17 protein-coding genes are annotated in these 12,891 nt (G+C 37.8%); 10 read left to right on the top strand and 7 right to left on the bottom strand.

Features of this window, described 5'->3' with window-relative positions; translation table 11 throughout:
- Positions 1–222 precede the first annotated feature (222 nt).
- From AACS92_RS05010 to AACS92_RS04970, 9 genes are all read left to right on the top strand, one after another.
- Complete coding sequence (locus tag AACS92_RS05010) at positions 223–414, top strand: hypothetical protein (protein ID WP_099110240.1); 192 nt, start codon at positions 223–225, stop codon at positions 412–414.
- Entirely contained in the window at positions 411–1,553 is a 1,143-nt protein-coding gene (locus AACS92_RS05005; protein WP_099110239.1) for a replication initiation factor domain-containing protein, read from the top strand. Before AACS92_RS05010 ends, AACS92_RS05005 begins: the two co-directional genes overlap by 4 nt.
- Positions 1,541–1,870 carry a hypothetical protein gene (locus AACS92_RS05000; protein WP_099110238.1) on the top strand — a complete coding sequence of 110 codons (330 nt, stop codon included), beginning with the start codon at positions 1,541–1,543 and terminating at the stop codon, positions 1,868–1,870. The genes AACS92_RS05005 and AACS92_RS05000 overlap by 13 nt, the downstream gene beginning before the upstream one ends.
- Positions 1,871–1,895: 25 nt before the next feature.
- Positions 1,896–2,153: a hypothetical protein gene (locus AACS92_RS04995; RefSeq protein WP_099110237.1), complete on the top strand. Its 258-nt coding sequence runs from the start codon at positions 1,896–1,898 to the stop codon at positions 2,151–2,153.
- A 7-nt stretch (positions 2,154–2,160) separates the two neighbouring features.
- On the top strand, positions 2,161–2,409 hold the full coding sequence (locus tag AACS92_RS04990; RefSeq protein WP_099110236.1) for a hypothetical protein: 249 nt from the start codon (positions 2,161–2,163) through the stop codon (positions 2,407–2,409).
- Between the two features lie 140 nt (positions 2,410–2,549).
- A complete protein-coding gene (locus tag AACS92_RS04985) occupies positions 2,550–4,151 on the top strand; it encodes a hypothetical protein (RefSeq protein WP_153044764.1) in 1,602 nt (533 codons plus the stop codon).
- 8 nt (positions 4,152–4,159) lie between these two features.
- Complete coding sequence (locus AACS92_RS04980) at positions 4,160–4,450, top strand: DUF2523 family protein (RefSeq protein ID WP_099110234.1); 291 nt, start codon at positions 4,160–4,162, stop codon at positions 4,448–4,450.
- A 13-nt stretch (positions 4,451–4,463) separates the two neighbouring features.
- The gene (locus tag AACS92_RS04975) at positions 4,464–5,504 is read left to right on the top strand and encodes a zonular occludens toxin family protein (RefSeq protein ID WP_099110233.1); all 1,041 of its coding nucleotides are present in this window, start codon (positions 4,464–4,466) and stop codon (positions 5,502–5,504) included.
- On the top strand, positions 5,504–6,631 hold the full coding sequence (locus AACS92_RS04970; protein WP_099110232.1) for a type II secretion system protein GspD: 1,128 nt from the start codon (positions 5,504–5,506) through the stop codon (positions 6,629–6,631). The genes AACS92_RS04975 and AACS92_RS04970 overlap by 1 nt, the downstream gene beginning before the upstream one ends.
- Before the next feature lie 2 nt (positions 6,632–6,633).
- Here AACS92_RS04970 and AACS92_RS04965 read toward each other — a convergent pair whose 3' ends face one another.
- The 5 genes from AACS92_RS04965 to AACS92_RS04945 form a co-directional block, all read right to left on the bottom strand.
- Complete coding sequence (locus AACS92_RS04965) at positions 6,634–6,816, bottom strand: hypothetical protein (RefSeq protein ID WP_099110231.1); 183 nt, start codon at positions 6,814–6,816, stop codon at positions 6,634–6,636.
- Between the two features lie 252 nt (positions 6,817–7,068).
- Positions 7,069–7,416, bottom strand: coding sequence for a hypothetical protein (locus tag AACS92_RS04960; protein ID WP_099110230.1), 348 nt, complete (start codon positions 7,414–7,416; stop codon positions 7,069–7,071).
- 181 nt (positions 7,417–7,597) lie between these two features.
- The gene (locus AACS92_RS04955) at positions 7,598–7,849 is read right to left on the bottom strand and encodes a hypothetical protein (protein ID WP_099110229.1); all 252 of its coding nucleotides are present in this window, start codon (positions 7,847–7,849) and stop codon (positions 7,598–7,600) included.
- 145 nt (positions 7,850–7,994) lie between these two features.
- Positions 7,995–8,168 carry an AbrB/MazE/SpoVT family DNA-binding domain-containing protein gene (locus AACS92_RS04950; RefSeq protein WP_193756935.1) on the bottom strand — a complete coding sequence of 58 codons (174 nt, stop codon included), beginning with the start codon at positions 8,166–8,168 and terminating at the stop codon, positions 7,995–7,997.
- A gap of 56 nt (positions 8,169–8,224) precedes the next feature.
- Entirely contained in the window at positions 8,225–8,443 is a 219-nt protein-coding gene (locus AACS92_RS04945) for a hypothetical protein (RefSeq protein ID WP_099110228.1), read from the bottom strand.
- Between the two features lie 663 nt (positions 8,444–9,106).
- On the opposite strand from AACS92_RS04945, the gene AACS92_RS04940 reads away from it, so the two are divergent.
- A complete protein-coding gene (locus AACS92_RS04940; RefSeq protein ID WP_241537948.1) occupies positions 9,107–10,030 on the top strand; it encodes an arginase family protein in 924 nt (307 codons plus the stop codon).
- A gap of 72 nt (positions 10,031–10,102) precedes the next feature.
- On the opposite strand, the gene AACS92_RS04935 is transcribed toward AACS92_RS04940, so the two are convergent.
- Complete coding sequence (locus AACS92_RS04935) at positions 10,103–11,821, bottom strand: thiamine pyrophosphate-dependent enzyme (RefSeq protein ID WP_099110227.1); 1,719 nt, start codon at positions 11,819–11,821, stop codon at positions 10,103–10,105.
- Between the two features lie 442 nt (positions 11,822–12,263).
- Positions 12,264–12,716 carry a YaiI/YqxD family protein gene (locus AACS92_RS04930; RefSeq protein ID WP_099110226.1) on the bottom strand — a complete coding sequence of 151 codons (453 nt, stop codon included), beginning with the start codon at positions 12,714–12,716 and terminating at the stop codon, positions 12,264–12,266.
- Positions 12,717–12,891: the final 175 nt, after the last annotated feature.

The following is a 12,891-nucleotide window of genomic DNA, read 5'->3' as shown; positions in this document are numbered from 1 at the left end:
TTGAGAGATATAAAGGATGCAGACTAAGCCCAGACCATCTGATTTTTCGTCTAGTGGTAAAGATTCGCATAATCTCGAACCGCGTTATGTTGAATTGCGGGCTGCCAAAATATCGCATGGCAGCCCAGTAATTTAGACATAACGTGGATTATGCGAATCCCACGCCGATCATACAGTTATAACCCCTAACTTTCGCTCTCTCTTGGTTACAAGAGAGGGGCTATGAAGATCATCTATTTCGATTACATCGCAGGTTTTGGCATCAATGCTCTTGTTGCCGATGAATGGGATTTTTACCCGTCTGTTGATGAATTGATGTATGAATGCACCTCCCTTTACGGCAATCAAATCGTGTTCGTCTCTACGGCGGCTACTTCTGGTAATTTCACTGGCTATCAGGAATCTTTAAAATGATGACTGATAGGAGCGTTATTATCGATTATCTGGCCTTTTCTGCGCCGCTTTCATGTATGAAAGATGTTCATACTTTTCAGGAAAAAGGGCATGAATGGCGTAAATATGAATTTTTGCCATCTTATCGACATTATCAACACAGCCAATTTACTGAATCAGTATTAGGCAGGGATTACGAAGCGTTACCTGATTCAGGTGAGGTGTTTTCTTCTTCGATTGAAGATATCAACCGTAAGGCTGAACGTTATAACAGAGAATTATTGTCCTGTTTACATTCACGCCTGAGACGTTTTATCGCTGCTGTATTTGGATTATTTGTTGGTCCTGCTCGCGGTGCAGGTGGTTTTGCTTATCAAGATTCAGCCATTCTTTATTCTGAAGATGGTGGATATGAGCATTTCGGCATGATCTACTGGGGTGGGAACAATGGCACTTTTTACGTTCAGATCGGCGGAAAGGGCTGTACACATGTTATGAGTGGCACAACACCGGAAAAAATCTATAAGTGGCTTAAACATTTAGATATAACATCATTAAAACGCTTGGATCTCGCCACTGATGATTACGACGGTGTGTTCACTTGCCATCATGCATTATCAGCCTATAAAGATGATGCTTTTTATGGTGGTATGGGTCCAAAGCCAAAATTAGGCAATGCTCATGAAATAGATGCAACAGGGTGCTATACCAAAGAAATAGTAACGGTAGGTTCTCGGCAATCTCGTGTTTATTGGCGCGTTTACAATAAAGCCCTTGAGCAAAAAGTTTCCGGCACTTGGTATCGTTCTGAGGCTGAATTAAAAGGCGTACCAATTGAGGTACTTTTAAATACACAAGGAACTTATACAGGGTTGTGCCCTTATGCAGCTTCCATTAATCCGACGAAGCCTGCACCAATTCCGATTCTTTTAGGTCGCAAGGCCATTGATGCTATTGAATCTAAAGTTAAATGGCTTAGGAAACAGGCTTCTTCTTCTATCGCAAAACTTATTCACTTTTTTGAAGGGGACACTCAAGCCGTTCTATCAATGATAGTACGTGATGATCACATTTCTGATTTAAACCTGAAATTAGATTTGCCCCCAATATATCAAACACTCATAAATGAGAAATTAGGAGTATCACAATGTCCGTTTTAGAAAAAATTCCATTTTATATAGAAGTTACTGCCGCTGATGTGAAAATAGAACAAAAGACACGTACTAATAAAAATACGGGCGAAATCACTCCCTATTATACACAGCGTGTTATTGCACATATGGGGCCACGCTCAATGTCAGAGACAGTTATCACATTGTCAGAGCCAAATCCGTTACCAGAGGGAAAATATCTAATTTCTGGTTCTAGTTTATATCCAGGTAAACCATTTGGCGATAATCCACCTCGCCTTGAGTTTAACCAGTGGAATGTTTCTTATGTTCCGATGGAAACAGTTAAGCATTTAATTAAATTATAAATTAATTTTCAGGAATAGTTGTTTTATGGATGACTATACCAAAATAACAACTAAATTTTGTCAGCCTCATATAAATATGATGGCTGATAATAGTAGTTGTAACGATGTGATTTTGAAATTACCGAAATCAGAATTTAATAAATTTCAATCTTCGATGGTTTCAAACAGTCCGCCTTTAGGTGAATTTAATATGAATATCTTAGGGGCTGGATTAGGGCTTGTCTTAGTCTTTTATGTATTAGGTTACGGATTAGGACGCATGATAAAAATGGTTAACTTATAGGTCTATTATGAAAATTAAAAATATTATTTCTAGGAGTTATTTAAAAGCGAGTGTTGTAGCTTCTGTGGCGTTGAGTTCTGCGGCATTTGCTAATGATGCTTCACAACCATCAGCAGGCTATCTTGATGTACTTTTGAAACAGATTGATGTTGCGCCGATAATTACGGGGGTTGTTGGTGTGGCGGCAATAGTTATGGGTATTTCTGTTACTATTATGGGTCTAAAAAAAGTATCAGCCATGATAAAATCGTTTTAATTAAAAAGCGTTTTAATGAGGGGCTTTACAGCCCCTTTTTAGAGGTGATTATGTGGGAATTAATGAGTTTTTTTACAGGGGTATTATGTGCATGGGCTGTAATACAGGGGTTTAATAGCTATTAATGACAGGTTATTTCCATGAATCCATATTCTTTGAAAAGGAAAATATTCATTTTTCCTTTGATGTTTATTGTATTATTTTTCCCTCTTTATCATTCTTACGCTAATCCGGCTGTGGCTATTGTTGCCCGTCCGATAATCACTCGTGTTTTCCAGTCTATTGTTACTCGCCGCGCAGGTATGGTAGCAGCGAATGATGCCGTCATGTTAAATACAGTGCGCTCAGGTACGATGCGTTATGTGGGACGTGTTGCGGCAAATGATTCTGTCTATAAACTAGCGAAAGTGAGTTCTTTACGTCATGCGAAAGATATTTCTTGGGTTTCTTTGGCTTTATCGTCAGGTGCAATAACATTACTTGATTTGAATGTTAATGGTAATGATAAGGTTAGTGTTTTTTTTGAACCGACAGCGGTTAAATTAAAGAATGGCCGTTATGCTATTAATGTAAATGGTAAAACAAAAATTGTCTCTTATAAACCATCTTTGAATAATCCTGTTATTTATACATATAGTTATAATATCGTTAATCCAATAGAAAAAGTAGATGTGTATGAGAATGATAAGTTAAGTAACGATTATAGATATTATTACAAATCTAATGATGGTGGTTTGTTTATGTCAAATGACTTACCAAAGTTAGCAGAACATCACGCATATCAAGACTTGGTTAAATATGACACTGGTAACAAAGTAACAAACGAAACCGTTGAAATAGATGATAAAAAATATGAATATTTAATTAGGAGAGTGGATATTGAAACAAAATACTTAAGACATTCTATCGGTGAGTTTTATGTTGAAGCAGAAGTTCGGGTTACAAGGAATATAACTGAATTCAAATATGATTTTGACGTGTTAACTGAATATTTCACTGGCACTGAAACAATTAAAATATTTAATAAGCCTGATTTAGAAAAAGATTATGATTATTATAAAGACACTAGCGTTTCATCTCCTTTGTTATTAATAAATCGAGAATATACTGAAAAAAAAGATGATGACACTCAGGTTGGTACGATTGCTGATTTAAATTTGAATTTATATAAAAATAAAACATTACCTTTACAGAACCTTGCGACATTATTTAACGGTTTGTTGTTGGAGGCTGCTTTACAGCAGGGTTATGACGGCGTTCCTTTCAGTCAGGAAAATCCGATAACTGAGACTGAGATTCAGACTGCACTGAATGAATTGGGTGTTGATAGGGTGACTTTTTCGGATTTGTTAGCGAAAGCAGGAGCAGGGAATGTTATTAAAGTTGATTTTGAAGAAAATCCAGCACCAAATCCAAAGCCTTCACCTAATCCAAAACCACGTCCTAAACCTGATGAAGAAACTGATCTTGATGCAGAAAACATTCAATACCCTGAATTAGATATGCCTACAGCAGAACAAATATTAGCGCCTTATAAGTTATTTTTTCCTTTTTTACAGGATTTTACTATGCCATCTCGCAGTGCTCAGTGTCCTGTTTGGGATATCAATATTCCTTATATGAATTTTCGTGGAAAAATAGATTCCCACTGCCCATTAATTGAGGAAAACAGAGGGGTGATTGAATCTATATTTTCATTGGTTTGGGCGTTTGTCGCATTGCGTAGGTTACTCAGTGCATAGGAGATAAAATGGGACGTTTACTCACAACATTATTTAGCGGGGCGTTTAGTTTCATATTTAAAGGCATTGTCGCAAAGTTTTTCCTGTTCTTTGCGTTATTTTATGTTACGACTGAATTTATCCCCATTGTCATTGACTGGTTTTTGCCTAAATCAACCAATTTAGCGGATCTTTTTGGCGCTTTGCCCGATGCCATTTGGTATTTCCTTAATTTATTGCAATTTCCGCTAGGTGTGCCTTTGGTGATTTCTGCGATGGTGACGCGGTTTATCATTCGCCGCTTACCCATCATTGGTTAAATAGGGAGTCAGGATGCCTATTACAGCTTATGTGGGTGTACCGCGTTCAGGTAAATCCTATGAAGTCGTTAAATCGGTGATTGTTCCGGCGATTGCGTCCGGTCGGCGCGTAGTTTCGAATATTTACGGGTTAAATGAAGAAAAAATCAAAGCCTATTGTTTGAAACAAAATAAAAAAATGTCTCCTGATAATTTAGGGAAATTGATTTATGTTGAAAATAATCAGTGCCTGAATGAGGATTTTTTACCTTCAATGGATAATTTGGACACATTTTGTCGGGCGGGGGATTTAGTTGTTATTGATGAAGTGTGGCGTGTCTGGGGTAGTGATAAAGATATTCCTAAAAATCATCGTTCATTTATTGCTGAACATGGTCATTTTGTTGATAAAGACACGGGAATTATGTCTGATTTAGTCGTGATTAACCAGACCATTAGTGACATTCCGCGTTTTATCAAAGGGCGTATAGAAACCACGTACCGGATGCAGAAGCATGTTGCATTGGGATTAAATAATCGTTATCGGGTTGATGTTTTTCAGGGCGCAAAGGTCACTAAGTCTAACCGGATGACTTATTATCAGGAAAAATACGATAAGGCTATTTTTGAGTTATATAAATCGGTCGAGGGTAATAACCCGAATCAGCAGAGAACGGATGCACGTCAGTCTATCTTTTCATCTAAAATGATTCGAATGCTTATTCTAACTGTCCCTGTTTTTATTCTGGCATCAGCTTATGTTGTTTATAACTATTTCAATCAATATTTGAATTCTGAAAGCAAGGTGGAAGAAGTTTCTACTCGTCAATCCACATCGACAACAGCAAAGACTGTTAGCTCAGTAATCAGTCCTGTAAAGCCAGTGATCTCTTTATCGGATAAATGGCGCATTACAGGTGAGTTAGTTAAAGATGGCAGGGCATATGTGATTCTGGCTGACAAGCAAGGTCGATTACGCCTTGAGCCTAGAAGCCAGTTCCAATACAGCGGACGACTTTTGCAGGGGGATATTGAAGGGCAGACCGTGAATTATTACTCTGGAGGAATACAATAATGAGAAAAGGGTTATGTTTAATTTTTTCCTTACTGGCCCTGTCTGCACAGGCTAAAAATGTGGATTTTAAGCTGGAAGCCGTACCATTACCCAAAGCGATTGGACTCATTTATGATGAAGTCTTACAAAAGCCTTATATGCTTGATCCGAATCTTGTCAGTGATACCAGCCTGATAAGTTTTCATGCCACCGATAAGCAGGATTTTAACCAATTTATTGTTCGTTATTTCCAGAACATGAATATTAACGTTCATGAGAAACACGGTGTCGTTTATCTCGTTAAGGTGAAACCGCCAGAACCGAAGGTGATTAAGCAAAGTTTCGTTTATAGCCCTGTCCATCGGGATGTTGAGTATTTACAGGGATTTCTAAAATCAGAAGGGGAAGTAGCTGCCAGCGGTGATAAATTGGTTTTCTATGGTTCTAGAGATGAAATTACACGGGTTCAGAGTGTGTTAAGTTCGGTAGATATGCCCTCTCGTGAGGTTGTGGTAACCGGTTATGTTTTTGAGGTTCAGGATATTGAAAAAGAGGGTAGCGGGATTAACCTGTTGGCTAAATTACTCTCAGGAAAATTAGGGATCAATATTGGTGTAAAACAAAACTATGAAAATTTCATTACGATTAATACGGGTAGCCTTGATGCAATGGTTGAGTTGTTCCGGCGTGATGAACGTTTTCATGTGGTGAGCAGTCCGACTTTGCGTGTGAAATCTGGTTCAAAAGGAAATTTTAGCGTGGGGTCTGATGTGCCTGTGTTATCGAATGTGACATATCAGGATGGACGGCCTGTACAGTCGATTGAATATCGTTCTAGTGGGGTGATTTTCGATATTCAACCCACGATTAAAAGTCAGGCGATTGATTTAAAAATACAGCAGCAATTATCCAACTTTGTCAAAACAGATACGGGTGTTAACCAGTCACCAACCCTAATTAAGCGTGACATTGTCACTGACGTTTCTGTTAAAAGCGGTGAAATTATTGTGCTGGGTGGTTTGGCTGAAAATAAGGTAGAAGAGGGTGAAACAGGATTCAGTTTCCTGCCGAAAGGCTTTTTAACGGGCAAGTCAAAAGCTAATACAAAGACTGATATTATCGTATTATTACAGGTAAAAGTTATTTGACGTTATCGAGCATTGAAAAGCCGCCCCCCGCAGCGTTGCGAGGAGGCAGGCTTTTCAGGCGCAGATAGCGTCATTTTGTTTTCGGTGAATAATTCATATCGGATCATTCGTAATGCCGTTTTATTACTCTTTTTAATTTCAATAGATTCGTTAAAAGATGCTTTCAATTCTTCAAAAAAATTCATGTGACACCGTATCAAAACTTTGTTGGTAAATGCCCGTAAGGGCATGTAAGGCGGCATGAGAAAGCCGATGGAGACACTGCTATTAATCCGCCGATACAAAAGGGGGATTGAATCAGGGAGCGCGAAAACCATCTCACTCTCTGCAAAGCCGTGAGCGTAGCGAACCACTAAACCATCAAAGAGTACGAAAGTGTGACCGTCGAATAGACGAAAGAAATGTTCAGCGGGTAAGAAAAAAATTGTCTCGTTTGATTACATAGTATTTGGTACAGAAATCCAAGAAATGGTTAGTGTGCAACCAATTTTATTTTCACCTTTGGATTTTTCAACTCTGTATCCAGAATAACGAATAAATTCTTCTATATATTCCTCGACACCAAATTCCAGGAGCGTTCTGAAATCATAATCTAATATATATTTACCATGTTTTGCCGCTTGATGTATAAGCGAATATATTTCATGGATATATTGAAATGATAACGCAGCTAATTTTGCTTGTTGCATTTGCTTTTGAGCTTTATCAGCTTCATATTTTGCATCTTTGGCTGAATAAAAATTATCAAAATTTTCAGGGCATATGTTTTTATTTATGTGGTTCAAAGTATTTCCTATGTATTATTAGTATACTAATAAACAACAAATATTGTTGTCTAATATGCGTACTGGTCATACCTGAAAAAGGCAGAATAATGGTTTACAATCAGTTGAGCTCACATGCTAAAAAACCGCTACAAAATAGAATGTTGTAGTGGTTTTTAAAAGTGAACTATCGTTTAACAGATTATTTATTTGTCAATTTATCTTTATGTTTTTCTTTTATCATTGCTGAATAATGATATTCAGCGGCATCAACAATTTTTGCCAAGCTCTGTCTTTCTATTCCATCACAACCATCTAAACCTTCACCTCCTGGCCTGTCAAATTTCACAAAGTCATATACTGTTTTTACTAAAAATCTTGCTATTTCGGCTCTTGCTACAGGGTTATCGTTACTTTCTTCTTGAAGCCATTTTTTTATAATCTCTTTTTTCATTTCTTATCCTTTTTACAGTTATAGCAGTTATGGTTTTTATCTCGGATGGTGAGCGTGGAAAAACCCCCGTGCTGTACTACGGGGGTAGTCTAAGGTTATCTCCGGGCTTTCCGGTGAACCTGAACAAAACCTAACGGTTTTTTAGTTAGGTAGTCTCTTTGCCTACAGGCGAACCGAAATCCACTTCTTCATGAATATTTTTATCATTCACATCCGCTAATAACGAATCAAGATCATATTCTTTATCTCTAACATGAGGAGTAGAATATTCACGGAGTAGGTTGCATAACTCATTGTTATTACTCTTATTACTATTCATTTCAGATCCTTTCTCAGAGTGAAAAAGTAGTCTATTCATGATCTTGAGATTAAATTCTAACTGTCTTTTTCCAAAATTAGGTGACCATGTTCATCAAGTGTGATCATGGACAGCATTTGTTCAATTGCGTAATGCACCAAATCAGCCTCACTGTAAATTTTTTGCCGTCCGCTCATGATATTTTTCTTTGTTAAGAGGAATGCCTTTTCCTGTAAATCGATAGATTCCGACTTCTTCAACCTGATGGTAGTTTTCAATGTAGATGCATGACTCATTAGCAGCCTCCGTTCACCATAATCTTTAATTCTATAAAATTTGTGTGCAAGTTGCCTACGACATGTTGACAGGAAACATGTGATATGTTTACTATCTATAGATAATGTTATTAGTGATTTGTATACAACGCCAATTGAGAGCGTTTTTAGGGAAAGAAAGATCGGGTACTCAGGGTCAAACCTCAGTACTTTTTTAAAAGCTTCATGGGTTCGCATAATCTATATTATGTTAAATTATATTTGTCGACATTCATTTAGTCATGACTGACGTCAGACTCCACTACCAATAATACAATTACCCTACCTCTTATTTTCTCTTAAAGAAGTTAATTAGATATCGGGTTCCATCATGAATGACATTTGCCAAGCAGAGAATATCGTGAACTAGCGCTGCATTATTTTGGTGGTGGGTAACGAGTTTCACCCCTCTCTTTTTTCTTCCACCTCAAAAACTCTGAGGTTGCCGAGCACAGCCTCTGAGATACGTAACGCTTCTTTTTTTATCCGTACAGTAAAGTAAGTAGAACAACATTTGTGAAATCAGGTGACTCGACAAGCACCGCCTCTAGTACACTGGAGCTAATGTATTTACTCTTCTGATTGTTCTATCTATGATTCCATATTAATTCATTCGCTTATGATTTATTTATCAATGGGGCTTTCATGATTCATATCATTCTTGCACCAACCAATCTTGGATTAAGTCCCTTATGGGAAGGACACATACCCGGGACATGGCGGGCTCCGCAAGTACTGATGGAACATGGATTAGCGAAAAAGCTGCGAACTAATACTATCAGTAAATTAATGCCTCCAGCATATTCGCTTGAAGCTCAAATTGGGACACGTATACGCAATGGTTATGGTATTCGTGACTTTAATTTACAGTTGGCGGAGGAAGTGGCTAAGATACAAGAGTGTGGCAATTTTCCACTAGTTATTGGTGGTGACTGCTCAATTCTATTAGGCGCATTGGCTGGTTCTCGTCGTACAGGGCCTATTTCTCTCATCCACATTGATGGACACAGTGATTATCGTCATCCAGACAACTACGATACAAATCAAATGTTAGGTGCAGTGGCAGGGATGGATTTGGCTTTGGCAACAGGTCGCGGTGAGGCGCTATTAACAGATTGGCCAGATATAGAAAGCCCATTAGTGCCAGAGCAGCAGGTACTCCAGTTAGGCGAACGCGAGAACCGTGATGCTGATTTCGCGTGGCCTGATATTAACCAAACAGCTATTTCACAGATTGATGTATTTACAGCAAATTCAATAGGTGAAAAAGGGATCCTCAACAAAATTGAGCAAATATTAGGTGCTCAACCAACATGGCGTTTTTGGGTACATTTAGATGTTGATGTGCTTGACCAAAGCATCATGCCAGCGGTTGATTCACCCGGGAGCCCGGGTATTGAACTAAGTTGGTTAAAAAATATCGGTGCACAATTAATTAATAATCCATTATGTTGTGGCATGACTGTTTCCGTTTTCGATCCTGATTTAGATCCAGATGGTTATTATGCAGAGCTGATTATTGAAACCCTAGAAGAAATGTTTTTGCGCTGTACATCCCCTTCCCTCTGAAAATTATATTTCAGGAACGGTTTTCTTATAGGATATCAAGTCTGTTTGATATCCTATAAGTAACATATAACCTTACTTACGAATAAAATTATCGACGATCAACCCAATCGCTTCTTCGCTACGCCCATGTAAAATAGCTTTTGCAGTATATAACCCCATTCCAACTACGCTATTTAATTCTACATTTGGTGGCATCACCAATTCATTTGGCGAAGTATGTACGTCTAGCACGGCTGGGCCATCATAATTTAGAAAACGAATAACGGATTCTTCTAAATTCTCAGGTGATTCAATTGATTCACCAAAGATCCCCAATGATGTCGCAAGTTTGCTAAAATCAGGGTTATCTAAGTTAGTATAGTTATTAAGAAGCCCTTCTACTTTCTGTTCCAGCTCTACGAAGTTAAGTGATTTATTATTAATTACCACTACTTTCACAGCGAGTTTTTCTTGTGTCATTGTCAGTAAATCACCCAATAACATCGCTAAACCACCATCGCCAGAAATAGAAATAATCTGACGTTCAGGGAACGCTTTCTTTAGCCCTAGTGCCTGAGGCATTGCGTTCGCCATTGTGCCATGTTTTAAGCTAGTTAATGTTCTCCTCTGACCATTGGTATTAATATAACGCAATAACCACACCATCGCAGAACCGCCATCTGCCGTAAAAATAGCATCTTCATCAGCATGTTTATCCAACAACTGAACTAAATATTGAGGATGAATAATTTTTGATTTTGCACCCTTATCCAACCAATTTATTTTTTTCAATGTCTTTTTATGTAATTCGACAGATTTATGCAAGAAACCATCATCGGTTTTCTTTTCGATGAGAGGAAGCAGTTCTAACAGGGTTTCTTTAACACCACCATTAATTCCTAAATGAACAGAATGGCGTTTCCCTATGTTAGCTGAATTAATATCAACTTGTATGATAGTCGCCTTTTTGGGAAAAAATTGAGGCCAAGCAAAATCAGTACCCAACAAGAGTAAAACATTGCAATTTTTTAGCATAGTAAAACCAGACTCTATACCAAGCATGCCTGTCATTCCCACATTATAAGGGTTATCATATTCAATGAAATCTTTTACGCGAGAAGTATGTGCAATTGGAGCTTGCAATTTTTCAGCAAGCTGAAGCAGTTCATCTCTTGCATCTTTACTGCCTATCCCTGCATAAATGCCTATTTTTTTACCTTTATTTAATAAATCAGCCAGTGATTTAATATCTTCTAAAGTAGGAATTACTTGTGGTGGATGATAATTAACAGCAATTTTTGATGGATATTCAATCTCCGATTTACTAATATTGACAGGTAATATAATGACAGCCACCCCTTTTTGACTCAGTGCAGCACTAATTGCATTCTTTGTAATTTCAATCGCTTTTTCTGGGCTGCTAATTTCTTCACAAAACACAGAGCATTCACTATAAACTTTTTTAAAATCGACATACTGAGGGAAAGAACTATCATTCACGTCTGTTGCTAACTGGCTTGCGATTAGTATTACTGGCGCTCCGTTCCGATGAGATTCATACAATCCGTTGATGAAATGTAAGCTTCCCGGTCCACAAGAACCAGCACATGCACTAATCTGCCCAGAAATGAATGATTCAGCGCCTGCTGCAAAACCACCAACTTCTTCGTGACGAACATGGATCCATTCCATATCACTGGCATGAATAGCATCTGTTACATAATTAAGAGTATCGCCAACAATACCATAGCAATGTTTCACACCGGAATTTTGAAGGATATCAACGATAACACTAGCAATATTTTTTTTCATAAAAGTAACCTAGCAATCATATAAATAGTAGATAAAAATGTTAACCACCCTTTTATATTAGTTGTTAACCCCATAAAAACCATGAAAATAAAATCCCGTGAAAAATAAAGTGGCACCCATCAATGATTTTAACAAAATATTACTATGAATATATTTACTTTGTGCTTTTATTTTCATTCGAAAATAGACATTTCTCTATGATTACATCATTCCGATTTTTAATTAAGTTAAAATGTAATTAAAATTAACGCTGATGTGCTTTAATTCACATAATTGTGTGTAAATAAAGTTTATCAGATATTTTTCTTCTATACGAAAGGCTCCACCTACTTTTAGTAGGTGGTTATTAAGTGGCAATGATAAAAAATAATAAAAGGCCTACGTGATAATTCCTTTAATAATAGTCTGTGTCTTTTCCTTTTTATCTGGAGGCAGTTACGTTTCAGGATTTTTTTTGCTGCAATATCCATTTATCCAGTTCATTGGCGAATCGCTGACGATCACGTTGGTTTAGCGTAGCGGGTCCCCCTGTTTGAATTCCACTTGCTCGCATCGTATCCATGAAATCACGCATAGTCAGGCGCTCACGTATCGTGGCATCACTATAACGCTCCCCGCGCGGATTGAGTGCGATAGCTCCCTTTTCCATGACTTCAGCAGCAAGAGGAATATCCGCCGTAATCACTAGATCACCACTTTCTGAGCGACGAACAATTTCATTGTCAGCGACATCAAACCCCGCAGGAACTTGTAAAGTACGTAGAAAAGCAGATGCAGGAACGCTTAATCGTTGATTGGCGACGAATGTAACCTGTATTTTTTCACGTTCTGCCGCACGATATAATACTTCCTTTATCACCTTAGGACATGCGTCGGCATCTACCCATATAGGCATAACAGGCTCCTCTCAATTTCATCTTTTTTCAATTCAAAATATTCCGACTATTTTCAAATAATCAAACCTTTTAGTGGGATTATATTAACCTTAAACAGCGCTTTCGTCTCTTATTGCTTTTTTGGTGTAATTTTGTACAGATGATAAACTTGTCCTTTTCCTCCGTCCCACACTG

Origin of the sequence: Xenorhabdus sp. KJ12.1, assembly GCF_963876495.1 — a bacterium.
Taxonomy (GTDB): Bacteria; Pseudomonadota; Gammaproteobacteria; order Enterobacterales; family Enterobacteriaceae; genus Xenorhabdus; species Xenorhabdus stockiae.
This window is presented reverse-complemented; position numbering and strand designations above follow the sequence as displayed.